Below are 22,311 nucleotides of genomic sequence, written 5' to 3'. Positions count from 1 at the left end.
TCGGCGGCGGCTTCGCATTGTCGCCCCGGTCACGCATTTGTCTTCGGCCAAGATCACTCCGTGCCCCGGTCCGTCACCACCGCTATACGCTGTCCTATGGCACGTTTGTCCCGTTCGCTGTTCCTCGCTGGCCTGCTGCTGGGCGGGGCGGGGGCCCAGGAATCCATCACCACCTCGGCGCAGGAGACGCCCCTGCCGCCCGTGCAGGCTGCGCCCGCCGCCGCGCCGGGAGTTCCTGTCCGGGCGCAGGTGGCCCAGGGGACTCTGGTGGGCCGCGAGCAGGGGGGGGTGCGGGTGTTCCAGGGGGTGCCGTACGCCGCGCCGCCCGTCGGCGAACTCCGCTGGCGGGCGCCGCAGCCCGTCTCCGCCTGGAGGGGTGAGCGCGACGCCGCACGTCCCGGCGTGGCGTGCGTGCAGACTCGTCCCCGGCAGATCGGCGGTGGCCTGCGCGGGGCGGAGGATTGCCTCTACCTCAACGTCACCGCGCCCGCCCTGGCCCTGCGCGCCCCCGTGATGGTCTGGATTCACGGCGGCTCCTTCGAGAACGGGGCGGGCAGCGACTACGACGCCCGGGTCCTGGCGAGAGAGCAGGGCGTGGTTGTCGTCACCGTGAATTACCGCCTGGGCCCCTTCGGGTTCCTCGCCGCGCCCGCGCTGCTGGAGGGGCGGACGCTGGGGAACTACGGTCTCCTCGACCAGCAGGCGGCCCTGCGCTGGGTGCGGGCGAACGCCGCCGCCTTCGGGGGCGACCCCGCGAACGTCACCGTCTTCGGCGAGTCGGCGGGCGGGATGAGCGTGTGCGCGCAGCTCGCCTCTCCGGGGGCGGCGGGCCTCTTCGACAAGGCCATCCTCCAGAGTGGGCCCTGCACGCCCGAGATCAACATGGTGCCCGTCACTCAGGCCCTGAACACGGGCCGGGAGTACGCCCGCGCGCTGGGCTGCCCGGAGGGCGACGCCGCCTGCCTGCGGGCCGTTCCGGCCGAGAAACTGCTGAGGACACCCGTCCCGGGCCGCCGTGCCCCCGGCTCCGTCGATCTGCCGCCCGTGTACGGCGACGGTACGGTGCCGCGCGCCCCAGCGGACGTGTTCGCGGACGGCGAGGTCAACCGCGTGCCCGTATTGATCGGCAGCAACCTCGACGAGGGAACGCTCTTCGTGGCGCCCCTGGGGGCGCGGGGGGACATTCCCCTGTGGCAGTACTGGGCGCTTGTCGGCGTGCTGGAGGGCTGGAACGCGCCGCGCGTCCTCGCCCAGTACGCCGCCCGGGACTACCCGACGGTGGGTCTGGCCGCTGCCGCCCTCGTCACCGACGGCCTTTTCGCCTGCCCGGTGAACGACATCGCCCACGACCTCGCCCGGGTGACGCCCGTGTACGCCTACGAGTTCCGCGACCGCACCGCGCCCATCGCCTTCCGCCCCACCGCCGGTGTCCCGAGCTACGGCGCCTATCATGCCGCCGAACTCATCAGCGTCTTCGGAACGCCCCTCACGGGCCTCGCCGATCCCGCGAAGTTCACCCCCGTCCAGGCGGACCTCGCCCGCCTGATGCGGACGTACTGGGCGAACTTCGCCCGCAGCGGCAACCCGAACTCGCCCGCCCAGCCCGGTCTTCCCGCCTGGCGTCCCCTCGACCCCGCCCAGAACAACCTGCTGACCTTCGCGCCGGGCCGCGTCGCCGAGAGCACCGCCTTCCGGCAGGAACACCGCTGCGACCTCTGGAGCCGCTGAGGCCGGGCCTATGAGGCGGCTGCTCCCCACCCTCGTGCCGCTCCTGCTCGTGGTCGCCCTGCTCGCGGAGACCTGGCGGCAACGGCGCGACCCGCTCGACCTGGGGGTGGTCGTCGCGGGTCTGGTCGGTCTGGCGCTGTTGTGGCCTGCGGTGCGGGAGGGTGGAAGTCAGGCCCGGCTGGCCGCGCGGGGGCTCGTCGCCCTGGTGGCGGGCGTCGCCCTCTTCGGGGTGCGGGAGCCGGGGTCGGCGCTGGGCTTCGCGGCGGTGCTCGTCGCCACGCAACTCGTCGTCGGGCGGCTCCTCAGGAGGCGTTAGACCGGACTCACCTCAGCCACGCGTGACCGCCGTGTCGCGCCCGGGCACCGCGCACTGGCCGTCCTCGCAGGCCTCCGCCGGGGTGCCTTCGCCCAGCAGGGTCAGGGGGGCGGGGTGCGTCTCGGCCCACACCTGCTCCAGCGCCCCGCGCAGCACCTCGGGCGACTGGGCGCCGCTCACCCCGTACTTGCCGCCCAGCACGAAGAAGGGGACTCCACTGATGCCGAGGGCGTGTGCCTGCGCCTCGTCCTGCCGGACCGCCTGAGCATATTGCCCACTCTCCAGCGCCTCGCGCACCTCCGCCGCGTCCAGGCCGACCTCCGCCCCCAGCCGCGCGAGGACTTCCCGGTCACCCAGGAACTCGCCCTCGGTGAAGAAGGCGGCGAGCAGCCGTTCCTTCATCGCGTCCTGCAAGCCCCTCTCCGCCGCGAGGTGGATGAGCCCGTGGGCCTGGGAGGTATTCGTGGGCTGCAACTTCTCGAAGTGGTACTCCAGCCCCTCGCCCGCCGCCGTCTGGGTCATGGTGTCGAGCATGTGCTGCGCCCGGGCCTCGCCGCCCCCGTACTTGCCCGCGAGGATCGCCCTCATGGACTGCCCGCGCTCCGACGGGGCCGAGGGGTCCAGCTCGAAGGAATGCCACACGACCTTCACCTGATCACGCTGGGGGAAGTTCGCCAGGGCGGCCTCGAAGCGCCGCTTGCCGACGTAGCACCACGGGCAGGCGATGTCTGACCAGATGTCGACGCGCAACTTGTCCGGGGAGGAGGGAGTGAAGAGGGTCATGGAGCCATTCTGACCCACTTTAAAAAACAGAGCAAGGAGGGGGCGCACGATCTGCCGTGGCGTCTGCCCGTGGGCAAGGAGACCAGCGTGAGGTCAGGGAGAAGTCCTATTCCCGGCCGCCCTCCCCCTCCTACACTCGCCCCATGACCTCCAATCCTGCCCGACCTCCCTTCGTCAAGCCCGGCGACGAGGAACTGCGCCAGCGCCTCACGCCCCAGCAGTACCGCGTCACCCAGCAGGAGGGCACCGAGCGCGCCTTCACGGGCGAATACTGGGACCACACGGAAAACGGCATCTACGTGGACGTGGTCTCCGGCGAACCCCTCTTCAGCTCCCTCGACAAGTACGACGCGGGGTGCGGCTGGCCGTCGTTCACCCGGCCCATCCCCGATGTTCGCCTGACCGAGAACACCGATTACAAGATCGGCTATGCGCGCACCGAAGTCCGGTCCGGGCAGGCCGACTCGCACCTGGGGCACGTCTTCCCAGACGGCCCGCAGGAGCAGGGCGGCCTGCGCTACTGCATCAACTCGGCGGCTTTGAGATTCGTGCCTGTGGAGCGGCTGGAGGCAGAGGGATACGGGGAATACCTGGGGCTGTTCCGGAAATAGATGACAACAGGAGAGAGGCCGCCCCGGACGTGTGGGCGGCCTCCCCTCTTCTGGTGGTTACTCTCCGTCCTCGCAGGCGATGCCATTGTGGTTGCGGTCGAGGGCCGTGCGGTAACCGGGCTTTCCCAACCGCACGGGAGCCGCGCTCGCCGCCCGCATAGCCGCGCAGGAGCGGTAGTACGCGGCTCCCGGCCCGGTCAGCCGCGCGCTTCCCGTGACGGGCCGCACGAACGCCCGTGCCACGTACCCCGCCTGTCCCGCGTACGTGGTCCGGCACCACTGGCCCCCGCACGCCACGAGCAGCAGCGTGTTGCCGGGAACGACGCCCAGAATCCGCCCCGCCTCGCTCGGCTGCCGCCGCAGGTTGACGGGGGTAGTCGTCAGCGCGGTCGCGGCCTCCGACACCCCGAGCAGCGTGACGGAGAGGGCCAACAGTCTCACGAGATGACGCATTCGGGGAGCATAGCAGGCCACGGCGTTCCCGGGCCCGGGTGGAGAATAGGGCCGTGCGACACATCGCCCTGCTGCGCGGAATCAACGTCGGCGGAAACCGCCGGGTGCCCATGACCAGCCTCAAGAACACGTTCGAGCGCCTCGGATTCACGGACGTTCGGACCTACATCCAGAGTGGCAACGTTATCTTCGAAGCGGAGAAGCCCGACCAGCACGCCATTGAGGAGGCTCTGCGGGTGGGCTTCGGCTTCCCGGTGGACGTGATGCTGCGGAGCGCCGGGGAATGGGCCGCCCTTGCTTCCCGCAACCCCTACCCCGCTCAGGCGGCAGCGGACGGCACGAAGGTCCACATCGCGTTCCTGCACGACGTTCCCAATCCTGCCAGGCTCGACGCCCTGCGCGCCCGGACGACCGGGGAGGAGCTGTGGGAATGCCTGGGCCGGGAACTCTACCTCTACACGCCGAGGGGGATGGGCCAGAGCAGGCTCAGCCTCGCTCCCCTCGGCCAACCCGTCACCGTCCGCAACTGGCGCACCGTGCAGGAAATCGGGGAGATGCTGAGGGGGTGAGAGGGCCGCACATCGGGTTTGCCCGTGTGGCCCTCCATATGCCGGTTTGTTCCTGTCTCAGCTCTCCGTCGCCCCGGAGCGCACGCCGCCGTCCGCCTCGTCCGTCGTCTCCTCGCCCGCCTCGGTGTTGCCGGGTGTACCGGTGCTGCCCGCTCCCCCGGCGCTTGTGATCCCCGTCTCCTGCTCGTGCTCCTGGCGCCGCGCGTAGGCTTCCTGCATCTGTTCAGCCTCGTTTGTGTGGTCGTCCATGTGCCGAGCGTAGGAGGCGGCCCCCCTGGTGAGGTGTGCGGCCTCCCAACCCTGCCTTCACCCAACTTTTCCCCGTTGTTCCCGGTGTCGGCAGACAATGCCACGACATGACGGGAAGACGAAGGAGCGAAGAGGCCAGCCGCCTGACCGCGCGCCCGGGCGAAGTGGCACAGATGCCGCAGGGGCGCGGCCTGCAACCGCTCGGCCTGGGAGACCGCCGCGACGGTCTGCTCTACGTGCCCACCACCCACCCGCTCCCCGGCCCGCGCCCGCTGCTGGTGCTGCTCCACGGCGCGGGAGGCACGGCCAGCCACAGCGTCGCCCCCTTCACCGCCGCCGCCGAGGAGCGGGGCCTGCTGCTCCTCGCGCCCGACTCGCGTGGCGGCACCTGGGACGTGATTGGTGGCGGCTACGGCCCCGACGTGGCCTTCATCGACCGCGCCCTCGCCCACGTCTTCGCGCGGTATCCGGTGGACCCAGCCTGTATCGTCCTCGACGGCTTCTCGGACGGCGCCTCCTACGCCCTCTCGCTCGGGCTGGGCAACGGCGACCTGTTCACGCACCTGATGGCCTTTGCTCCCGGTTTCATGGCTCCCGCCGCGCAGGTGGGCGAGCCCCGCATCTTCGTCACGCACGGCGACGGGGACCGCGTTCTCCCCATCGACCGCTGTAGCCGTGTGATCGTGCCGCAGCTCACCCGGGCCGGGTACGACGTGACCTACCGCGAGTTTCGCGGAGGGCACACGGTCCCGCCCGAGTTGGTGGAGGAGGCGCTGGAGTGGCTGGAGGGGAGGGCGCCCGATGGGCCCTCGTAGGATGGGGGCATGACGGGCGGCAAGGCCAGGCGAGTGACGGTGACCCTCCCCGCCGCGCTCGCCCTTTACCTGGACGAGTACCGGCAGACCCACGGCCTCGCCAGCCGGAGCGAGGCTGTGGCTCACGCTGTTCGGGCACTACACGAGAAAGAGCTTCTGGAAAGGGCTGGCGAGACCGAACGTCCTGCTGTTGAGCGTGCCCTGCGGCGGCTGGGTGGAAGTCCGCTGGGGTTGAAAGTGAAGGGTTCGGCCAAGCTCGCTCCCGTCAGTGGTCCTCCCATCAAGGAGCTGCTGCCGGACCTGCTGGAGCCGTCACTTGTAGATGAGGAAGCGGAAGTCAGCACCCAGCAGCAAGAGTTGGCCGAGCGTCTGGCCCTTGCGCGGGAGGTTACGGAAATCGGGCAGGAGATCGATCCCTACTGATTCCTGCTCACAGGGGCGTCATGGTCCCCTGCGATGCTAACGTCCTTTACCGGATCAGATGCACCTTGAAGGGCAGGTCTAGGATTTTCGTCCACCCCCGCTCCGCCGTCATCACGTCCACGCCGAGGACTTCTGCCGTTCCCGGGCACGCCGCATCCCCAAGGCTCAGCGCATAGGGCGATCTGCGGGCGTAATAGAACACGGCCTTTTCCCGGCAGGCCCCGTCAAAGGGCACTTCCCGCACGAAGCCGAGCAGCGGGTCAATTCGCGCCTGCACCTGCTTCGGCGTGTACTCTCCGCGTCCGATCAACTTTCCCTGCGTCTCCGTCAGGGTGATGCTGCTGACCAAACAGGGTCGGCTACTCACGACCCGCAGAACCTCAGCCCCGCCCTCTTCCCCGAGAAGGAACGCGATGAGGGCGCTGGCGTCCAGAAGCACGCCTTACCAGCCCTTGCTCTGGGCTTCGGCCCGGCGCTCGTCCAGCAATTCCTGCGTCAGGTCCCGGTCCGCCAGCAACCCCTCTTTCTTCAGGCTGCCGTATAACGCCTCCGCCAGCAGACGGCGGCTCGTGAGCTTGTACCCGCCTTCCTCCTTGAGCAGGATGAGATCGTCCCCCTCCTGCACACCGAGGTCAGCGCGAACGTCAGAGGGGACGACGACCCGCCCCTGTGCTTGAAGCTTGAGGCTGTAGGCAGGAATAGTGGTCATGCCTGATTATAACCAGATAGGCAGAAGGGTCGGGCGCTCCTGGTTTTTTCCCTCCATCCTGTCCAGCTCAACCCCGCCGTCTGAGACTGTGGCCCGTGCCGGGGCGAAGGCGGCAGCTAAACTCGGACCAACCTCAGTGGGATGTGCTCGGCGTACCGCTGGAAATCCCTGTCCTTCGTCAGAAGGGGCAGACCCCAAGTCACGCTGCAAGCGGCAATCAAAAGGTCCGTGCTGCTTCCCTGAATGCCCTTGCTGCGGCAAGTGTTGAAGAACTCTGCCGCCAACTCGTATTCCGCCGCCCTTGGCGCCCGGTCCTCGAAGGCTTGCAGGGCCGCCCGGGTCCGCTCGAACTGCGCCCGGTCACGAATACCCTGCAAGACCTCCTGACGGATGCAGCCCAGCATTTGCACCCACCCGGCGTCTACCAGTTCAGCCAGGAGTAGGCGTTCGGCGGAGGGTTCGCCCGTACGCTTGCGAAAGCCCTCCGACCACACGTCCGTGTCCACAATGATGAGCCCACTCACGAGCGTTTGCGCTGTGCCCGCATCTCTTCCTCGCTGTCCATATCGATGGTGCCGAACAGCTCCAGCACCTTGCGCTGCTCACGGTGGCGGATGTACTCAGTCAGAGCCTCGTTCACCGTCTCCCGCTTGGTGCGGTGCCCCCCCACCTTCAGGGCGCGTTCCAGGAGTTCCGGGTCGATTTGCAGGTTCGTTGCCATACCCCATGCTTACACAAGAGGTTGTGTAGAACCGTGGAGGGAGGTCGGAGGCTTATGGGGAGACGGGCCGTTTCATCGGCTTCCCCCTCCCCTCCCCGCCCACTCACACCATCTGTAGCTCCAGCCTGGACCGGAGTGCTTGATTGGGTAAGAGTAATAGTATGAGCATATGACATACGACACTGCACAGCGCGTCACGGTCAGCCTATCGCCGCACCTCGCCCGCTACCTCGACCAGTATCAGAAGACCCACCACCTGAGCAGCCGGAGTGAAGCCGTCGCCCAGGCCATTCAAGCCCTACGCGAGAGGGAATTAGCCGAAGCCTACGCCGACTATGCCCGTTCCGGCGAGTTCGTGGACCTTGAGAACGGCGACGGGCTGGAGGAAAGTGACGGCAGCAAGTGGCTGTAGGGCTTATCCGGCGGGGTGACATTCTGTTCGTCAATTTCAGCCCCGCACGCGAGAGCGAGGCCAACTACACCCGGCCTGCCGTGGTGCTGACCAACAATGCGGCCAACGCTAACAATGTCGTCATCACCGTGGTCCCGCTGACCAGCAACGTCGAGCGCGTGTATCCTTTTCAGCTCCTGCTGCCCCACCAGCGCACGGGCTTGAATGAAGACAGCAAGGCGCAGGTCGAGCAAATCCGCTCCGTCGCCCTCAGCCGTGTTCTCCGCCGCGTGGGGAACGTCCCCGCTGACCTGATGCTCGAACTGGATGCCAGGGTGCGGGAGCATCTGGCCCTCTGACCTCCCCACCCCACCCCGCCCAACCCCACCGTCTGGGGCTGCGGCCTGTGCCGGGGCAGCCAAGCACTATAGGTGTGTTTGTAATAGAATAGGGTTTAGCTTAGCCTCTTGCAAGTTCCAATGCTATTCGCCTGCTTATTTCTAATCCCGTTAGGTCCTCTATCCACAACCATTGTCCAGATGGGTTTACCTCTAAGAATACGAAGCGCCCTTTCTTATCAATTACAAAGTCAAAGCACCCATATGTAATTCCGAGTATTTCCATCATGGCAAGACATTTATCAAATATTTCTTTGGGTAATTCAAATGGTGTATGATCTTCACGTTTCAGACTAGTACTACAGCCGCAGTTAAGGAGCGGTAGACTTAGCGATGCCGCGTTCCAGCGCACCTCCTCGTCCGCACCAATGGTCGGCAGACCTCGGCACGCTCCACCAACGGATCGCCCCTCGGTTTGCCCGCAGTGAACAGCGTCAGCGTGCCCTGGCCTACGTACAGGCCCTCCTGAGTCCCGTCGAACGCAAGAACGGCTGGCAAGTGGCCGAGCGGATCGGTGAACACACCCCGGATGGGGTGCAACGCTTACTGTCTACCGCGCAGTGGGACGCGCAGGTCGTGCGTGACGACCTGCGCGAGTACGTGCTGGATCATCTCCAAACGCCTGAGGCGATCCTCGTCCTCGATGAGACCGGCTTCCTCAAAAAAGGCACCAAATCCGTCGGGGTTCAACGGCAGTACAGCGGGACCGCTGGTCGAATCGAGAATTGCCAGATCGGCGTTTTCCTGGCCTACGCGACGCCGAATGGCACGGCCCTGATCGACCGGGAACTCTTTTTGCCCAAGACCTGGATCGACGACCCTGCCCGTCGGACCGCGGCCAACATTCCCGACAGCATCACTGCGGCCACCAAACCACAACTTGCGCTCGCCATGCTCCGGCGAGCGTTCGACGGCGGCGTTCACGCCGCCTGGGTGACGGGCGATGCGGTGTACTCGGCCTACAACGTTCGAGACGTTCTCGAACAGCGACAGCAGCCCTACGTCCTGGAAGTTGCTGCCAACTTCCACGTGTGGGTTTGGCAGCAGGGCGGTCCGGCACAACTTCATGTGGCCGATCTTGCTGGGCAGTTTGAGCCGCACCAGTGGCAGACCTTGAGTGCGGGCTCAGGCAGTAAGGGCGAGCGGCTGTTCGACTGGGCATGGGTGAGTGTGACCGAGTTGATGGGTCCCGCCGTGGCGGCGGGACTCGGGCCGATCCTGCCCGCCGGGTTCCAGCGTTGGGTCCTGGCTCGTCGTTCGCTCAAGGACCCGACCGACCTCGCCTACTACATCTCGTTCGCTCCGTCGAGCACGACCTTGGCAGAGGTCGTGCGAGCTGCTGGATCACGTTGGGCTATTGAGGTCGCGTTCGAGATGGCCAAGGGTGAGGTGGGCCTCGATCAGTACGAGGTCCGCTCGTGGGTGGGCTGGTATCGGCACATCACCTTGGCCATGCTGGCCCACGCCTTCCTGACCGTGGTCGCTGCCCGCGAGAAAAAGGGGGGTCGGCGACCGACCAAGACCTCATCCCGCTAACCGTGCCCGAAGTGCGCCGCCTCTTGCTCTTGGTCTTGCCGCAGAACAAGTCAAAAGCGCTGGTGTGGAGGTGGTCCTGGTGGCGCCGACTTCACCAAGCACGAGCCCGGCAAAGCCACAGGCGCCGCCAACAACGCTGGCTCTCCTCCCGCTAACTGCGGTTGTAGTACTAGAGGCTGCCAAGAACGTTATGCAAAAAAGGGCTTAAGGTTGTTACAGAGCAGAACGCAGGCGGCCAGGAAATGGAACCCGACCAGCGTGGACGGCAGTCGCTCTAAATCCCGCCCCAGCCGTCGGAAGCGCGATAGCCACGCGAACGAACGTTCCACCACCCAGCGTCTGGGCAGCAGGATAAAGCCCTTGGCGGCTTCCGAGCGTTTGATGACGACCAGTTGCACCCCCGCTTCGGTCGCCTCCAAGGCGGTCTGCTGTCCCGTGTAGCCCTGATCGGTAAAGGCGACCTCGACGTTGACGCCCGTGGCTTCTTGCACCTCCAGGCACAGGTCTTTGACCTGTGCTCTGTCCTGCTCGTTCGCGGGTGTGGTCAGCACCGCGAGCAGGTGACCCAGGGTGTCTACGGCCAGGTGTACTTTGGTGCCCTTGCGCTTCTTTGCGCCATCAAATCCCGCGCGGTGGCCGCTCTCAGGTGTGCTTTGCAGGGTGCGACTGTCGATGATGATGGCCGTGGGCTCGCTGTTTCTCGACCGCTCGACGCGGGAGAGCAAGCGCAGGTCGTGGGCGGCATTCTCAAAGCACCTAGCCTCAAACCAGCGGTGCGCCTGTTGGCGCACCGTCTCCGCAGGCGGGAAATCGTGGGGCAGGTAGGCCCACTGTGCCCCCGTGCGCGCCACCCACAGCAGCGCATTCAGCACGTCCCGAATCGGGTATTTCCGCTGCCCTGCATCCTGGGCACTGAGCAGCAGGTACGGGAGCAGGAAGAGGTAGGTGTCGTCGTCTACGTCGCTGGGGTAGCCTCGCCGCGTCACCCGCCCATTCTGCCCTGCCCAAACTCTTGCCCCAGAAGTTCAATCCTGTTCTTGGCAGCCTCTACTAATTCTTCTGAAATCCAACTTACCCTCCTCGTGTTTCTGAGAATTTATCAGACAGGCAAAGCAGCTCGTACCAACAAAAGTAACCCGTAGATCAAAAGCCTTTTCGATCCTCGGTTGAAATATAATGGGAGACCACTTCATATCTTGTAAATAGGGAGTATGCTCCTCTGTAAGCTCTTGTGTGAATAGAATTCTGCTCTCAACTGTTTCACCATAATATAGATCAGCGTTTGGATATTTTTCACTTATATAGCTGTGTGTTCTTGCGTCGTATATTTGAGTAGGAATACTATAACCAGAGAGGGGTTTAAATATAACTGTCTCCTCATTATCGACAAGACGGCTAATTGAATTGGGGTCATTGGTTACGATGGTGTTAGGAGTTTCAAAATTTAAGCTCTTTGCAAGAATAAGCTGCCTAATCTTTAGAGCGGCAGTTCTCTCCGCGTTTATTGGGTTTATCCATTTGGCAGTAAGGATATGAGGCAAAGACAATATTAGGGAGTTTATTTCAGTGAAGCAGAAATCTCTATCGATTTTATCAAAAGAAGATGGGAGCGTAGGGTATCCCCAGCGTCTAAGCCAAACGGATTTGAAATCAGACCAAATTCGACCTTTCTCATCCACAATATGCAACTTAACTTGATCGTCAACAAAGGAAAACGACCAATTGTATGAGAGAACTACCTCCTCAAAGTTTACAAGGAGATAGTTCTCGCTAAGCTTTGTTAATTCTTCTGTGACCCTGCTTGTGCTTAAACGGTCTGATATCGACGATAAAATTAGTATGGGCCTTGTCAACGACATTAAAAGCCAAAAGAGGTATCTGCGGTTTCTGACTCGCCCGCCCCTCTGCTTGTGCTACTTACTGTCTCAGTAAATGACATTTCATCTGATGGCAAGCTGCCCGGAGCAAGTGCGGTATCGGCGAAGACGTTGGTTTGTCCATCTGCACTCTTAAATCTTTCGCTCCATCTTAAAACAAAAGGTTTTTCGATTTGACCCTCTACAATACCTAACTCAATGCTATTCCCTCTATCGTCTTCCATCTTAGACCTTCTTCAAAGGTTGTAGACCTAGACTTAGACAAAAGCAGCAATAACACACGTACACTTTTAGATGTACGTATACGCTCAGTTGCTAGAATCATACCACAAATTATCCTGTGTTACTTAGTTCACCCACTCCTGCAAGCTCCTAACCCCCAACTCCCTCCCCTTCGCTGCGGCTATCGCCCTGGCCGTCCACTCGGCGCCTTCGCGGGTGCTGACGATGGGCTTGCCGCGTTCCAGAGCGGTGCGCAGGAGCGGCGAGGCGGTCACGTCGATGAGGAGGTCGGGCAAGGCGCCCCCTTCCTGCTCGCGGATGACCCGCAGCCCCGCGCCCTCCAGCGTGGCGGCCACCCCGTCCAGCCCGTCCCCGAGGAGGAGCGCCGTGCCCGACAGCGGCAGGTTGCTCTTGGCCCCCAGCTCCGCGCGGTAGAAGGCAAGATACGGGTCCGTGTCGATGCCCATGCTCTCGCCCGTGCTCTTCATCTCCGGGCCGAGGACGGGCAGCACGCCCTTGAACTTCAGGAAGGGCAGGTGGACTTCCTTGACCGAGTACATGGGGGGCGTGGGCGTCCCGGTAAAGCCGATCTCCTCCAAGGTCTGCCCCACGGCGATCCGCGCGGCACTCTTGGCGAGCGGGTGGTTCACGGCCTTGGAGACGAAGGGCACGGTGCGGCTGGCCCGCGGGTTGGCCTCCAGGATGTACGCCACGCCGTCCTTCACCGCCCACTGCACGTTCATCAGGCCCCGCACGCCCAGCTCCAGGGCGAGACGTTCCGTGTCGGCCTTCACGCGCGCCATCAGTTCGGGGGAGAGGTTCACCGGGGGCAGCACGCACGCGGAGTCGCCCGAGTGGACCCCGGCGGCCTCGACGTGCTCCATGACCCCCGCCACGACCGCCCGCTCCCCGTCGCAGAGGGTGTCCACGTCGAGTTCCAGCGCACCCTCCAGAAACTGGTCGAGCAGGATGGACGGCTGCCCCTCGACGGCGGCGTACACCTCGTCCAGATAGGTCGTCAGCTCCTCCATGCTCCGCACCGTCCGCATCGCGCGGCCCCCGAGCACGTAGGAGGGCCGGGCCATCAGCGGGAAGCCGAGTTCAGCGGCGAGGCTCACGGCCTCCTGCGGTGTCTCGGCGACCTTGCCCCTCGGCTGCGGCAGCCCCAGCCGCTCGCACAGGGCGTTGAAGGAGGCGCGGTCCTCCGCCTCGTGGATCGTCGCCGGGGGGGTGCCGATGATGGGGGCGCCCGCGTCCGCCAGCCGCCGCGCGAGCTTGAGGGGCGTTTGCCCGCCGAGCTGCACGATCACGCCGACGGGCTTCTCGTGCTCGACGATGTTCATCACGTCCTCGAAGGTCAGCGGCTCGAAGTACAGGCGGTCGGCGGTGTCGTAGTCGGTGCTGACCGTCTCCGGGTTGGAGTTGACCATGATCGTCTCATAGCCCGCCTCCTGAAGCGCCCAGACGGCGTGGACGGTCGCGTAGTCGAACTCCACCCCCTGCCCGATGCGGTTGGGGCCGCTGCCCAGGATCACCACCTTGGGCTTGTCGGTCGGCGTCACCTCGTCCTCCCACTCGTAGGTCGAGTAGTGGTAGGGCGTGTACGCCTCGAACTCGGCGGCGCAGGTGTCCACCGTCTTGTAGACCGGGGTGGCCTTGGCGACCTTGCGGAGTTCGCGCACCCCCAATTCGCTCAGCCCCACGAGTTCGCCCAGCCGCGCGTCGGAGAAGCCCAGCCGCTTGACCTCGCGCCAGATTTCGTATTTCCAGCCCCGGATGGGGCCGAGGTCCGCGATCTCCTTCTCGGCGTCCGAGATCTCCTGAAGCTGCCCCAGGAACCAGCGGTCGATCTTCGTCGCGTCGTGGAGGGCTGGGACACCCTCGCCCCGCCGCAGCAGTTCCAGCACGGCCTCCAATCGGCGCGGATTGCCGTACAGCAGGCCGCGCAACTCGTCGTCGGACATGGCGGCAAACGTTCCGCGCACGTCCGCCTCGATGCTCCGCAGCGCCTTCTGCACGCTCTCCTTGAAGGTGCGGCCAATCGCCATGACCTCGCCCACACTCCGCATCTGGGTGCCCAGCGCGTCGGGGGTGCCGGGGAACTTCTCGAAGGCGAAGCGCGGAATCTTCGTCACCACGTAGTCGATGGTGGGCTCGAAGGCGGCGGGCGTGACGCGGGTGATGTCGTTCGGCAGCTCGTCGAGGTGATAGCCCACCGCGAGCAGGGCGGCGATCTTGGCGATGGGAAAGCCGGTCGCCTTGCTCGCCAGCGCCGAGGAGCGGCTGACGCGCGGGTTCATCTCGATCACGATGACGCGCCCGTTGTCAGGATTCACCGCGAACTGGATGTTGGAGCCGCCCGTGTCCACCCCGATCTCGCGGATGATGGCGAGGGACTGGTCCCGCAGCCGCTGGTACTCCACGTCGCTGAGGGTCTGCGCCGGGGCCACTGTGATCGAGTCCCCGGTATGCACGCCCATCGGGTCGAAGTTCTCGATGGAGGTGATGATGACCACCGTGTCGGCGTGGTCGCGCATGACCTCCAGCTCGTACTCCTTCCAGCCCAGGATGCTCTCCTCAAGCAGCACCGAATGGACCGGCGAGTCGCGCAGGCCGCCCTCGGTGATCTTCAGGAAGTCCTCGTAGGTGTGCGCGATGCCGCCGCCCGTGCCGCCCAGCGTGAAGGAGGGCCGGATGACGATGGGGAGGCCGATCTCCTTCTGGTACTCCACGGCCTCGTCCATGCTGTGCACCATCTTCCCGCGCGCCGTCTCCACGCCGATCTTCTTCATCGCAGCCTGGAACGCCTCGCGGTCCTCGCCCTTGTGGATGGCCTCGGCGTTCGCGCCGATGAGTTCCACCCCGAACTCGGCGAGGGTACCGTTGGCGTTGAGGTCCATCGCCAGGTTCAGCGCCGTCTGCCCGCCCAGGGTGGGGAGCAGGGCGTCGGGGCGCTCCTTCTCGATGACCTTGCGGACGAACTCGGGCGTCAGCGGCTCCAGGTAGGTGGCGTCGGCGAGGTCGGGGTCGGTCATGATCGTCGCCGGGTTGGAGTTCACCAGCACGAGCCGGTAGCCTTCTTTTTTTAGCGCCTTGAGCGCCTGCGTGCCCGAATAGTCGAACTCGGCCGCCTGCCCGATCTGGATGGGGCCGCTGCCGAGAATCAGGATGGTCTGGAGGTCAGTGCGCTTGGGCATTCCAGGGATGCAGTATGGCACGGGGAGGGAGTGAGGGGGCTGAGTGGTGTGTATGAGTATGCAAACATCAGTCGCACATCACCTGCCGGAGACACACTAGAACTATGCTTGCTCTGCTCACGGCTCTGGTCGCCTCGCTTGGCGTACCCGCTCCCCAGTACATGCGTCCCGGTCCACCTAGGCCACACGTTGGTGGCATGGTGTTGCTGAGTGAAGGAGCCACTGCTGGGCCAAACGGTCGATTCGTGCGCGAGCCGCCATTTTTGTTGGATGGCAGCGGACGCGCCGCCCAGCGTGGCCCCTGGCTCAACCGCCCATTGAAAGTGATTCAAGAGACGACCACGGCCTATGTGCTGGATGACGGCACTGGGCAATACTGGGCATACCTTCCCAAACGGAATCTGGAGAAGAAGGCGGTCTTTCCGCTAGTGAGCGACAATGCCATGACTCAAAGGATTGCTGCGGAACTCGTCGGCAAGCGCGTGTGGGTCAACGGTCGGCCTGTCTTTCCCTGTGAAATAGTAAATGGCTATCACGCGGCCGTCATGCTTGAAAGCGCCCGCGTGTTGTCCGTTTGGCAGCTCGATGCGCCTGGAGTGAATGTTTCTCCACAGGGTGGGTTGGTCGATGGCGGCAGCCTTCGAAATGAGCGCGTGGGAACGACAACGACGTTGGTCATGCTTGGTGAACCTGAGAAGCTACGAGCCAACAGCGCCAGCATGGAGCCGAAGCTGGCTGGTCAATCGGCCCAACTCCTCTCCCAAGCACCACAACGCTGCACCACGCTGCCTGCTGTGTACGCCACCTACGAAGACGTAAGGCGTAATCTCACGGTGCAGCGGCCCCCCAAGTTGAACGTGCCACCACAGAGCGCAGCATGGGTTGAAAAATTTCTGATTAGGAAGACCAGGGCACAAATTCTGGCGACTTACGGCAGTCCCAATGAGGAAGGCTCCTTAGCCGCCGTGATGTCCCTCCCAGTGTGGAATTACGGTGATGTTCCGTATGCCTCTATGGCATTTGCTTTTGATGACGCTGGGCGAGTCGGCAAAGCGTCGATAGCTACCAGCCCCTGACGCCTACCTCTATCCCCTCCCAGTGCGGCGGGCGCCCCTGCATTCGCGGGCTGTGGGTTCGGGTGCGCGATGTGCTGGAGTTGCTGGGGGCGGGGGTAGGGGAACACCCGCGCTCCCTTGGCGCTAAACTCCACCCATGACCCTACTCGACCGTATCACCGTGAACCCCTTGCAGTGCGGCGGACGCCCCTGTATCCGGGGGATGCGGATTCGGGTGAGTGACGTGCTGGACCTGCTCGGCGCAGGGGTCGAGGTGGATGAAATCTTGAGCGACTACCCGGACCTGGAGCGCGAGGACATTTACGCCGCGCTGATCTGGGCTGCCCGGTACGTTGACCATCCCCGACTGAGTGCTTGAGCGGTGACGACTGAGCCGCTGGTTTATTGGATTGACGCGCAGTTGCCCCCTGCCATAGCACCTTGACTGACAGTGACATTCGGGGTGGAGGCGTACAGCGTGGCGTACCTGGGCTACCGGGAGGCGGAGGACGAAGTGATTTTTCAGGCGGCGCGGGCTGTAAGCGCAGTGGTGGTGTCCAAGGATGCCGACTTCCTTGAGCGGCTGGTACGCCTCGGCCCCCCGCCACAACTGCTGTATGTGACCTGTGGAAATACGAGCAAAGCGCGACTGGTAGAGATTTTTGGTCGGCATTTTGAGCATGCCCATAGGCTGCTCTCGTCCGGCGAGCCCATTGTTGAAATCACTTCGTAGCGAGGCCCCACCCGATGTGGCCCCACTTCCAATTCTGGCTATACTGGTGTCTACTCTTAGAAGGTCCGGTATGGCCGTGAAGCGGGTGGGCATCAAGGAGTTCAAGGACAAGGCGACGCAGCTTCTTGCCAGCGAGGACCTGTTGGTGGTGGAGCGGCACGGGAAGCCCATCGGTTTCTACACGCCGATCAAGCGTGCGGACCCGGAGAAGGTTCGTGAGGCGGCGGCGCGTCTCGACGCCAAAATGGAGGAACTCGCCAAACGGCTGAGCGTCAGTGTTGAGGAGCTGGAAGACATGATGTTTTCCGATGCTCGTTGATGTTGCTGGTTGTGGACACCAACGTCCTGGTGAGCGAGTGCCTGCGAGTCCGTGGTCGTCGGCGCCTCAGGGACGTTAGCCTGGAACTGCTGGTGACTGAGCGCGTAGACGGTGATTTCCAGTACGAGTTCCGGCGGCGTTTAGACCTCCTGGCGACACGGGCGAACCTCACGCCCGACGAACGGCAGGCTCTCGAAGAGGAAGTGGTCAACCTCTACAACAGCAAGGTCTTTGTCGCGGCGCCGGATCAATACGAACCCCTCGAATCCCAGGCCCGCCTCCGCATCCCCCGCGACCCCAACGACTCAGCCGCCTCAGCCTCCTGACAACGCGCTCCTCACCAACCCCACTGCAATCGCCCACATCACCACCCCGATCAGCACGTCCAGCACCTGCCACGCACGCGGCGAGCGCATCAGCAGCGCGAGGCGGCCCGCGAGCAGGGCGAGGCCGAAGAACCACAGCCACGAGGCGAGGATGGTGCCGAGGAGGAAGGTCGTCCGGCCCGTCCTCCCCAGCCCCGCGCTCGCCCCGCCGATCAGGACCACCGTATCGAGAATGGCGTGGGGATTGAGGAGGCTGAAGGCGGCGGCGGTGACGAGAATGGTGCCTGGGGTCTGCGCGGCTTGTCCCTCTGCCTGAAGCGTTCCGGGATGGCGGGCTGCCCGGAAGGAACGCCACCCGTACCATAGCAGGAAAGTCGCGCCCGCCAGCGTCCCGATGAGGACCAGCACCGGGGACCGCGCGAGCAGCGCCCCCACACCCAGCACCCCGAATGTGGTCAGCGCCGTATCGGCAAGTGAACACGTCAGCGCGGCCAGCCATGCATACCTCCGCGTCAGCCCCTGCCTCAGCACGAAGGCGTTCTGCGGCCCGATGGCGACGATCAGGGAGAGGCCCAGCGTCAGGCCGCGCAGGAAGGGGGGCACGGGGGAGAGGATAGGCGTATGGAGTGCGTGGGCCGAGTCGGCGAGCCCCCCGCCTTGTCCGGCCCGTTTGAAGCGGACCCCCAGGCCGGACTTCCCGCCCTTGCTGCAAGCCCCACATCCTGTCTGACCCGCCTCCCACGCCGCCCGCCTCCAAGCGCCCAGACTGCCCCCATGCCTGAACTGCTGCCGCGTGCCCAGTCCTCGTCCGAGAGCGTGTTCGCGCACATGAGCCGCCTCGCCTTGCGGCACGGGGCGGTGAACCTCGGGCAGGGCTTCCCGTCGGATCCACCGCCCGCTTTCCTGCTCGACGCGGCGCGGCGGGCGGTAGGGACGGCGGATCAATACGCCCCCCCGATAGGTCTGCCACTATTGCGGGACGCCGTGGGCGCGGACCTGGGGGTGGACGGCGCGGACGTGGTCGTGACCTCGGGGGCGACCGAGGCGCTGAACGTCCTCGCGCTCGCCCTGTACGGTCCCGGCGACGAGGTACTGATGTGTGAGCCCGTGTTCGACGTGTACGTGCCCCAGGCGCGGCTAGCGGGGGCCATGCCCGTCACCGTGCCCATGCGGCTGACGGACGAGGAGGGCTGGGCGCTCGACCTGGACGCCGTGCGCGCCGCCGTCACGCCCCGCACCCGGGCGCTGCTCCTCAACAGCCCCTACAACCCGACCGGGACCGTGTTTTCCCGGGCCGAACTCGATGCTCTCGTCGCCCTGGCCCGCGCCCACGACCTGTGGATCATCAGTGACGAGGTGTACGACGAGCTGTACTTCGGGGAGCAGCCGGTGGCCCTGCGGGACCTTGCGCCGGAGCGCACCTTCACGGTGGGGAGCGCGGGCAAGCGGCTGGAGGCGACCGGGTGGCGGGTGGGGTGGATCGCCTGCCCGCCGGGGCTGGCCGGGAATGTCGCGGCGATCCGCCAGGTGGGGTCTTTCTGCGCGCCCACGCCCTTTCAGGCGGCGGTCGCCTCGGCCCTGCCCGTCGCGCGGCGGGAGGGTTTCTACGAGGGCCTGCGCGCCGAGTACGGGGAGCGGATGAGGCTGCTCGCGGGGGGGCTGCGGAGGCTGGGGGCGACCGTGTTCGAGCCGCGCGGCACCTACTTCCTCACCCTGCGCCGTCCGGGCTGGACCGCCGAGACGCTGGTGGAGGAGGGGGTGGCCGTGATTCCCGGGACCGCCTTCTACGTGAGTCACCCCGCCCCGGAAGGCATGTTTCGGCTCGCCTTCTGCAAGTCGCGGGGGGAGTTGGGGCGGGCGCTGGAGCGGCTGGAGCGGGGGACCCATGTGGGCGCCTAGATACTTCGTTTAGGCAGGAACACGGGCCCGGAGGGATGACGTACGCTTTTTCCATGAAAAAGGCCCTGTTCGGACTCCTGGCCCTCTCCGCCGTCTCGACCGCCGCCGCCGACTCGGTGGGCGGGTTCATCGGCACCGGGGCCGGGGTGTACTACCGCAACGAACTCACCGTGAACTCCAGCGTGCGTTACGCCCTGAACCTCAACGCCGTGAACCTCTTCCGAGGCGGTTCGCTGGCCCTCGGTGGCGACGTGGCCTACCTGGGGCAGATTCGCAGCGGCGCGACCCTGGCGGGCTTCAACCCGTACTACGGCCTGGGCCTGGGCGCTGACGTCTCGCTGGGCAGCAACAACTACATCTCCGTCTACCCCCACGGTCTGCTCGGCCTGGAGTATCAGGTCACCACGCCCCTGAGCATCTTCGTCGAGGGCTCGGTCGGCCCCAGCCTCTCCATCGGCAACGGCGGCCTGAACTTCGACTTCCTGGGCTTCGGCGCCCGCGTGGGCGTCAACTACACCTTCCGCTAAGACGCCCGCTGCCCATCCCGCCCCCGGCCCCTTGCGGTCGAGGGGCAGTTTTTGTTGGCTGATTGGCGTCCCGCCTGTCCAGACCCCGCCTTGACCCCTCCCTCCCCGGCTGCTACCCTCGCTGCATAGACATACGCCCCGGCGTATATCCATACAGCCATGCAGACCCTGTTCCCCCGACGCTGACGCCCCGGCCTTTCCGTTTCTGGAAGAGGCCGGGTGTGTCACGCCGGGGGACCTGTGCTGCCTTTTCAGCCACGCCCCGACCTCCCTGGGAGAGACTAGAGCCATGAGCAAAGACAAGATCGTCCTCGCCTACTCCGGCGGCCTCGACACCTCCATCATCCTCAAGTGGCTCCAGCTAGGGCGCGACTACGACGTGGTGGCCTTCACCGCCGACCTCGGGCAGGGCGACGAGGTGGAGGAGGCGCGGGTCAAGGCGCTGAACACGGGCGCGGTCGCCGCCTACGCGCTGGACCTGCGCGAGGAGTTCGTGCGCGACTACGTGTTCCCGATGTTCCGCTCCTCGGCGCTTTACGAGGGCTACTACCTCCTGGGCACCTCCATCGCCCGGCCCCTGATCGCCAAGAAGATGGTCGAGATCGCCGAGAAGGAAGGGGCGGTCGCCGTCTCGCACGGGGCGACGGGCAAGGGCAACGATCAGGTCAGATTCGAGATGACCGCCTACGCCCTCAAGCCCGACGTGGTGACGGTCGCCCCCTGGCGCGAGTGGGAGTTCCAGGGCCGCGCCGACCTCGAAGCCTTCGCCCGCGAACACGGCATCCCCGTCCCCACCACCCAGAAAGACCCCTGGAGCACCGACGCGAACCTCCTGCACATCTCCTACGAGGGCGGCATCCTCGAAGACCTCTGGGCCGAGCCGCCCGCCCACATGTTCAAGCTGACGGTGAGTCCCGAGGAGGCGCCGAACGAGTCCGAATACGTGGAGGTCGAGTTCGAGAACGGTGACCCGGTGGCGATCAACGGGGAGCGGCTGACTCCCGCCGCCCTGCTCCAGCGGGCGAACGAGATCGGCGGGCGGCACGGGGTCGGGCGTGTGGACCTCGTGGAGAACCGTTTTGTCGGCATGAAGTCGCGCGGGGTGTACGAGACGCCCGGCGGCACGCTGCTCTACCACGCCCGCCGTGCCGTGGAGAGCCTGACCCTCGACCGCGAGGTGCTGCACCAGCGTGACGCCCTCGCCCCCAAGTACGCCGAACTCGTCTACAACGGCTTCTGGTTCGCCCCCGAGCGCGAGGCCCTGCAGGTCTACATCGACCATGTGGCCCGCAGCGTGACCGGCACGGCCCGGCTCAAGCTCTACAAGGGCAACTGCATCGTGGTGGGCCGCCGGGCGCCCCGCAGCCTGTACGACAAGGACCTCGTGTCCTTCGAGGCGGGCGGCGACTACAACCAGCACGACGCGGGGGCCTTCATCAAGCTCAATGCCCTGAGAATGCGCGTGCAGGCACGGGTGGAGGCGCGGCAGGCCGCTCAGGTTCAGAAAGAGCCGCAGGAGGTCTGAGTGCCGGGGCTGCGCGAGGTCGTTCTGGAGCATCTGCCCGGGTTGCAGGCTCTCGCTGACGAGCAGGCGGGGCACAAGCTCGCGCCAGAGGTCTGGAGCGCCAAGGAGATCGTCGGGCACCTTGTAGACAGCGGCGTGAACAACCACGCCCGCTTCGTGCGGGCCGCAGGGGAGGACGGGTTGAGCCTGCCCGGCTACGATCAAAACGCCTGGGTGAGCGCGGGTGCCTACCAGCAGCGCCCCTGGGCCGAGGTCCTGACACTGTGGCAGGCCTACCAGCTTCACCTCGCGCACATCATTGAGCACCTCACTCCCGCACAACTCGTCCACACGCTTAGCATCGGCGGCGGTGAGCCGGTCACGCTAGGCTTCCTGGCGGAGGACTACGTGCGCCACCAGCTCCACCATCTCACGCAGATTCCCGGGCGGGTGGGCGCGTGACGGTGCCGCCGGTCTTCGGCCGTGCGAGCGTCGAGGCCGTTCATAGTCGGCTGAGCGAGTTGGACGAGCCCGCCGTGAGCCGCGTCCCCGCCCCCGGCGTCTGGAGCCCCAAGCAGGTCCTGGGGCATCTGGTGGACTCCGCCTGCAACAACCACGCCCGCTGGGCACGCATGGTGACGGAAGACGACCTCGTATTCCCGGTGTGGGACCAGGGCGCCTGGAACCTCGCGCAGGACTGGCAGGGTCATTCCTGGGCCGAGATTCTGGCCCTCTGGTACGCCTATAACCTTCACCTGGCCCGCTTCGCCGCGCTGCTGCCGCCCGAGCGGGTGCATTCGGCGCGGGCCACCGTGGGGCGGCTGAACGGCGGGCAACCGATGACGCTGGCCCGGTTGCTGGAGCACTACGACCGGCACCTGAACCACCACCTCGGGCAGATTTGGGAGCGGGTGGACGGATGAGGCAGGTTCTTCCCGGGAGAAATTCGG

Annotated in this window: 32 protein-coding genes; 20 read left to right on the top strand and 12 right to left on the bottom strand. The window is 65.4% G+C overall.

Going from position 1 to position 22,311, the window contains the following annotated elements; translation table 11 throughout:
- Window positions 1–96 precede the first annotated feature (96 nt).
- Complete coding sequence (locus DAETH_RS13845; RefSeq protein ID WP_264775462.1) at window positions 97–1,728, top strand: carboxylesterase/lipase family protein; 1,632 nt, start codon at window positions 97–99, stop codon at window positions 1,726–1,728.
- A gap of 10 nt (window positions 1,729–1,738) precedes the next feature.
- Window positions 1,739–2,044, top strand: a complete 306-nt coding sequence (locus tag DAETH_RS13840) for a hypothetical protein (RefSeq protein ID WP_264775461.1) — start codon at window positions 1,739–1,741, stop codon at window positions 2,042–2,044.
- Window positions 2,045–2,056: 12 nt separating this feature from the next.
- Here DAETH_RS13840 and DAETH_RS13835 read toward each other — a convergent pair whose 3' ends face one another.
- Window positions 2,057–2,827, bottom strand: a complete 771-nt coding sequence (locus DAETH_RS13835; protein WP_264775460.1) for a DsbA family oxidoreductase — start codon at window positions 2,825–2,827, stop codon at window positions 2,057–2,059.
- A 143-nt stretch (window positions 2,828–2,970) separates the two neighbouring features.
- On the opposite strand from DAETH_RS13835, the gene msrB reads away from it, so the two are divergent.
- Window positions 2,971–3,438, top strand: coding sequence for a peptide-methionine (R)-S-oxide reductase MsrB (msrB, locus tag DAETH_RS13830; RefSeq protein WP_264775459.1), 468 nt, complete (start codon window positions 2,971–2,973; stop codon window positions 3,436–3,438).
- 57 nt (window positions 3,439–3,495) lie between these two features.
- On the opposite strand, the gene DAETH_RS13825 is transcribed toward msrB, so the two are convergent.
- Window positions 3,496–3,891 carry an excalibur calcium-binding domain-containing protein gene (locus tag DAETH_RS13825; protein ID WP_264775458.1) on the bottom strand — a complete coding sequence of 132 codons (396 nt, stop codon included), beginning with the start codon at window positions 3,889–3,891 and terminating at the stop codon, window positions 3,496–3,498.
- Window positions 3,892–3,944: 53 nt separating this feature from the next.
- Here DAETH_RS13825 and DAETH_RS13820 point away from each other — a divergent pair, with 53 nt between their 5' ends.
- On the top strand, window positions 3,945–4,460 hold the full coding sequence (locus tag DAETH_RS13820) for a DUF1697 domain-containing protein (protein WP_264775457.1): 516 nt from the start codon (window positions 3,945–3,947) through the stop codon (window positions 4,458–4,460).
- Between the two features lie 57 nt (window positions 4,461–4,517).
- On the opposite strand, the gene DAETH_RS13815 is transcribed toward DAETH_RS13820, so the two are convergent.
- Window positions 4,518–4,709: a hypothetical protein gene (locus DAETH_RS13815; RefSeq protein ID WP_264775456.1), complete on the bottom strand. Its 192-nt coding sequence runs from the start codon at window positions 4,707–4,709 to the stop codon at window positions 4,518–4,520.
- 107 nt (window positions 4,710–4,816) lie between these two features.
- On the opposite strand from DAETH_RS13815, the gene DAETH_RS13810 reads away from it, so the two are divergent.
- Both DAETH_RS13810 and DAETH_RS13805 read left to right on the top strand, forming a co-directional pair.
- Complete coding sequence (locus tag DAETH_RS13810; protein WP_264775455.1) at window positions 4,817–5,524, top strand: alpha/beta hydrolase; 708 nt, start codon at window positions 4,817–4,819, stop codon at window positions 5,522–5,524.
- A 9-nt stretch (window positions 5,525–5,533) separates the two neighbouring features.
- Entirely contained in the window at window positions 5,534–5,947 is a 414-nt protein-coding gene (locus tag DAETH_RS13805) for a CopG family ribbon-helix-helix protein (protein WP_264775454.1), read from the top strand.
- 46 nt (window positions 5,948–5,993) lie between these two features.
- On the opposite strand, the gene DAETH_RS13800 is transcribed toward DAETH_RS13805, so the two are convergent.
- From DAETH_RS13800 to DAETH_RS13785, 4 genes are all read right to left on the bottom strand, one after another.
- Entirely contained in the window at window positions 5,994–6,386 is a 393-nt protein-coding gene (locus tag DAETH_RS13800; RefSeq protein WP_264775453.1) for a PIN domain-containing protein, read from the bottom strand.
- A gap of 3 nt (window positions 6,387–6,389) precedes the next feature.
- Window positions 6,390–6,656, bottom strand: a complete 267-nt coding sequence (locus DAETH_RS13795) for an AbrB/MazE/SpoVT family DNA-binding domain-containing protein (RefSeq protein ID WP_264775452.1) — start codon at window positions 6,654–6,656, stop codon at window positions 6,390–6,392.
- A 116-nt stretch (window positions 6,657–6,772) separates the two neighbouring features.
- On the bottom strand, window positions 6,773–7,180 hold the full coding sequence (gene vapC / locus DAETH_RS13790) for a type II toxin-antitoxin system VapC family toxin (protein ID WP_264775451.1): 408 nt from the start codon (window positions 7,178–7,180) through the stop codon (window positions 6,773–6,775).
- The gene (locus DAETH_RS13785; protein WP_264775450.1) at window positions 7,177–7,377 is read right to left on the bottom strand and encodes a type II toxin-antitoxin system VapB family antitoxin; all 201 of its coding nucleotides are present in this window, start codon (window positions 7,375–7,377) and stop codon (window positions 7,177–7,179) included. The genes vapC and DAETH_RS13785 overlap by 4 nt, the downstream gene beginning before the upstream one ends.
- Before the next feature lie 169 nt (window positions 7,378–7,546).
- Here DAETH_RS13785 and DAETH_RS13780 point away from each other — a divergent pair, with 169 nt between their 5' ends.
- The 3 genes from DAETH_RS13780 to DAETH_RS13770 all read left to right on the top strand — a co-directional run bounded on the left by DAETH_RS13780 (window position 7,547) and on the right by DAETH_RS13770 (window position 9,702).
- Window positions 7,547–7,789, top strand: coding sequence for a ribbon-helix-helix domain-containing protein (locus DAETH_RS13780; RefSeq protein WP_264775449.1), 243 nt, complete (start codon window positions 7,547–7,549; stop codon window positions 7,787–7,789).
- Window positions 7,780–8,127: a type II toxin-antitoxin system PemK/MazF family toxin gene (locus tag DAETH_RS13775; RefSeq protein ID WP_264775448.1), complete on the top strand. Its 348-nt coding sequence runs from the start codon at window positions 7,780–7,782 to the stop codon at window positions 8,125–8,127. The genes DAETH_RS13780 and DAETH_RS13775 overlap by 10 nt, the downstream gene beginning before the upstream one ends.
- 372 nt (window positions 8,128–8,499) lie before the next feature.
- Window positions 8,500–9,702: an IS701 family transposase gene (locus DAETH_RS13770; protein ID WP_264774630.1), complete on the top strand. Its 1,203-nt coding sequence runs from the start codon at window positions 8,500–8,502 to the stop codon at window positions 9,700–9,702.
- A gap of 188 nt (window positions 9,703–9,890) precedes the next feature.
- Here the strand turns inward: DAETH_RS13770 and DAETH_RS13765 are convergent, their stop codons facing one another.
- The 4 genes from DAETH_RS13765 to carB form a co-directional block, all read right to left on the bottom strand.
- Window positions 9,891–10,688, bottom strand: coding sequence for an IS5 family transposase (locus DAETH_RS13765; RefSeq protein WP_264775447.1), 798 nt, complete (start codon window positions 10,686–10,688; stop codon window positions 9,891–9,893).
- Window positions 10,689–10,727: 39 nt separating this feature from the next.
- Entirely contained in the window at window positions 10,728–11,555 is an 828-nt protein-coding gene (locus DAETH_RS13760; protein ID WP_264775446.1) for an MvdC/MvdD family ATP grasp protein, read from the bottom strand.
- 5 nt (window positions 11,556–11,560) lie between these two features.
- Window positions 11,561–11,803: a hypothetical protein gene (locus tag DAETH_RS13755; protein ID WP_264775445.1), complete on the bottom strand. Its 243-nt coding sequence runs from the start codon at window positions 11,801–11,803 to the stop codon at window positions 11,561–11,563.
- A 123-nt stretch (window positions 11,804–11,926) separates the two neighbouring features.
- Complete coding sequence (gene carB / locus DAETH_RS13750) at window positions 11,927–14,998, bottom strand: carbamoyl-phosphate synthase large subunit (RefSeq protein ID WP_264775444.1); 3,072 nt, start codon at window positions 14,996–14,998, stop codon at window positions 11,927–11,929.
- Window positions 14,999–15,102: 104 nt separating this feature from the next.
- Between carB and DAETH_RS13745 the strand changes: the two genes are divergently transcribed.
- From DAETH_RS13745 to DAETH_RS13725, 6 genes are all read left to right on the top strand, one after another.
- A complete protein-coding gene (locus DAETH_RS13745) occupies window positions 15,103–16,074 on the top strand; it encodes a hypothetical protein (RefSeq protein ID WP_264775443.1) in 972 nt (323 codons plus the stop codon).
- Entirely contained in the window at window positions 16,071–16,214 is a 144-nt protein-coding gene (locus DAETH_RS24660; RefSeq protein WP_406585109.1) for a DUF433 domain-containing protein, read from the top strand. Before DAETH_RS13745 ends, DAETH_RS24660 begins: the two co-directional genes overlap by 4 nt.
- On the top strand, window positions 16,211–16,432 hold the full coding sequence (locus DAETH_RS13740; RefSeq protein WP_264775442.1) for a DUF433 domain-containing protein: 222 nt from the start codon (window positions 16,211–16,213) through the stop codon (window positions 16,430–16,432). Before DAETH_RS24660 ends, DAETH_RS13740 begins: the two co-directional genes overlap by 4 nt.
- 72 nt (window positions 16,433–16,504) lie before the next feature.
- Window positions 16,505–16,786: a DUF5615 family PIN-like protein gene (locus DAETH_RS13735; protein ID WP_319993719.1), complete on the top strand. Its 282-nt coding sequence runs from the start codon at window positions 16,505–16,507 to the stop codon at window positions 16,784–16,786.
- Window positions 16,787–16,856: 70 nt separating this feature from the next.
- Entirely contained in the window at window positions 16,857–17,105 is a 249-nt protein-coding gene (locus DAETH_RS13730; protein WP_264775440.1) for a hypothetical protein, read from the top strand.
- Window positions 17,105–17,431 (top strand): PIN domain-containing protein, encoded by a 327-nt coding sequence (locus DAETH_RS13725; protein WP_264775439.1) that lies wholly within the window; start codon window positions 17,105–17,107, stop codon window positions 17,429–17,431. The genes DAETH_RS13730 and DAETH_RS13725 overlap by 1 nt, the downstream gene beginning before the upstream one ends.
- Here the strand turns inward: DAETH_RS13725 and DAETH_RS13720 are convergent.
- Window positions 17,420–18,034: a LysE/ArgO family amino acid transporter gene (locus DAETH_RS13720; protein WP_264775438.1), complete on the bottom strand. Its 615-nt coding sequence runs from the start codon at window positions 18,032–18,034 to the stop codon at window positions 17,420–17,422. The genes DAETH_RS13725 and DAETH_RS13720 overlap by 12 nt on opposite strands.
- Window positions 18,035–18,205: 171 nt before the next feature.
- Here DAETH_RS13720 and DAETH_RS13715 point away from each other — a divergent pair, with 171 nt between their 5' ends.
- From DAETH_RS13715 to DAETH_RS13695, 5 genes are all read left to right on the top strand, one after another.
- Complete coding sequence (locus tag DAETH_RS13715) at window positions 18,206–19,330, top strand: pyridoxal phosphate-dependent aminotransferase (RefSeq protein ID WP_264775437.1); 1,125 nt, start codon at window positions 18,206–18,208, stop codon at window positions 19,328–19,330.
- A 53-nt stretch (window positions 19,331–19,383) separates the two neighbouring features.
- Complete coding sequence (locus tag DAETH_RS13710) at window positions 19,384–19,857, top strand: hypothetical protein (RefSeq protein WP_264775436.1); 474 nt, start codon at window positions 19,384–19,386, stop codon at window positions 19,855–19,857.
- 289 nt (window positions 19,858–20,146) lie between these two features.
- Complete coding sequence (locus DAETH_RS13705) at window positions 20,147–21,382, top strand: argininosuccinate synthase (RefSeq protein ID WP_264775435.1); 1,236 nt, start codon at window positions 20,147–20,149, stop codon at window positions 21,380–21,382.
- Window positions 21,383–21,823 carry a DinB family protein gene (locus DAETH_RS13700; RefSeq protein WP_264775434.1) on the top strand — a complete coding sequence of 147 codons (441 nt, stop codon included), beginning with the start codon at window positions 21,383–21,385 and terminating at the stop codon, window positions 21,821–21,823. It begins immediately after the preceding gene.
- Window positions 21,820–22,284, top strand: coding sequence for a DinB family protein (locus tag DAETH_RS13695; RefSeq protein WP_264775433.1), 465 nt, complete (start codon window positions 21,820–21,822; stop codon window positions 22,282–22,284). Before DAETH_RS13700 ends, DAETH_RS13695 begins: the two co-directional genes overlap by 4 nt.
- Window positions 22,285–22,311 lie beyond the last annotated feature (27 nt).

The organism is Deinococcus aetherius, assembly GCF_025997855.1.
Classification (GTDB): Bacteria; Deinococcota; Deinococci; order Deinococcales; family Deinococcaceae; genus Deinococcus; species Deinococcus aetherius.
Note: the sequence above shows the minus strand (reverse complement) of the source record. Positions and strands in the feature narration are given on the sequence as shown.

Bases quoted from the DNA above. Each gene is read 5' to 3' on its own strand.
- DAETH_RS13845 (WP_264775462.1), top strand. From the start codon at position 97: ATGGCACGTTTGTCCCGTTCGCTGTTCCTCGCTGGCCTGCTGCTGGGC.
- DAETH_RS13840 (WP_264775461.1), top strand. From the start codon at position 1,739: ATGAGGCGGCTGCTCCCCACCCTCGTGCCGCTCCTGCTCGTGGTCGCC.
- DAETH_RS13835 (WP_264775460.1), bottom strand. From the start codon at position 2,827: ATGACCCTCTTCACTCCCTCCTCCCCGGACAAGTTGCGCGTCGACATC.
- msrB (WP_264775459.1), top strand. From the start codon at position 2,971: ATGACCTCCAATCCTGCCCGACCTCCCTTCGTCAAGCCCGGCGACGAG.
- DAETH_RS13825 (WP_264775458.1), bottom strand. From the start codon at position 3,891: ATGCGTCATCTCGTGAGACTGTTGGCCCTCTCCGTCACGCTGCTCGGG.
- DAETH_RS13815 (WP_264775456.1), bottom strand. From the start codon at position 4,709: ATGGACGACCACACAAACGAGGCTGAACAGATGCAGGAAGCCTACGCG.
- DAETH_RS13810 (WP_264775455.1), top strand. From the start codon at position 4,817: ATGACGGGAAGACGAAGGAGCGAAGAGGCCAGCCGCCTGACCGCGCGC.
- DAETH_RS13805 (WP_264775454.1), top strand. From the start codon at position 5,534: ATGACGGGCGGCAAGGCCAGGCGAGTGACGGTGACCCTCCCCGCCGCG.
- DAETH_RS13795 (WP_264775452.1), bottom strand. From the start codon at position 6,656: ATGACCACTATTCCTGCCTACAGCCTCAAGCTTCAAGCACAGGGGCGG.
- DAETH_RS13785 (WP_264775450.1), bottom strand. From the start codon at position 7,377: ATGGCAACGAACCTGCAAATCGACCCGGAACTCCTGGAACGCGCCCTG.
- DAETH_RS13780 (WP_264775449.1), top strand. From the start codon at position 7,547: ATGACATACGACACTGCACAGCGCGTCACGGTCAGCCTATCGCCGCAC.
- DAETH_RS13770 (WP_264774630.1), top strand. From the start codon at position 8,500: ATGCCGCGTTCCAGCGCACCTCCTCGTCCGCACCAATGGTCGGCAGAC.
- DAETH_RS13755 (WP_264775445.1), bottom strand. From the start codon at position 11,803: ATGGAAGACGATAGAGGGAATAGCATTGAGTTAGGTATTGTAGAGGGT.
- carB (WP_264775444.1), bottom strand. From the start codon at position 14,998: ATGCCCAAGCGCACTGACCTCCAGACCATCCTGATTCTCGGCAGCGGC.
- DAETH_RS13745 (WP_264775443.1), top strand. From the start codon at position 15,103: ATGCTTGCTCTGCTCACGGCTCTGGTCGCCTCGCTTGGCGTACCCGCT.
- DAETH_RS13740 (WP_264775442.1), top strand. From the start codon at position 16,211: ATGACCCTACTCGACCGTATCACCGTGAACCCCTTGCAGTGCGGCGGA.
- DAETH_RS13730 (WP_264775440.1), top strand. From the start codon at position 16,857: ATGGCCGTGAAGCGGGTGGGCATCAAGGAGTTCAAGGACAAGGCGACG.
- DAETH_RS13725 (WP_264775439.1), top strand. From the start codon at position 17,105: ATGTTGCTGGTTGTGGACACCAACGTCCTGGTGAGCGAGTGCCTGCGA.
- DAETH_RS13715 (WP_264775437.1), top strand. From the start codon at position 18,206: ATGCCTGAACTGCTGCCGCGTGCCCAGTCCTCGTCCGAGAGCGTGTTC.
- DAETH_RS13710 (WP_264775436.1), top strand. From the start codon at position 19,384: ATGAAAAAGGCCCTGTTCGGACTCCTGGCCCTCTCCGCCGTCTCGACC.
- DAETH_RS13705 (WP_264775435.1), top strand. From the start codon at position 20,147: ATGAGCAAAGACAAGATCGTCCTCGCCTACTCCGGCGGCCTCGACACC.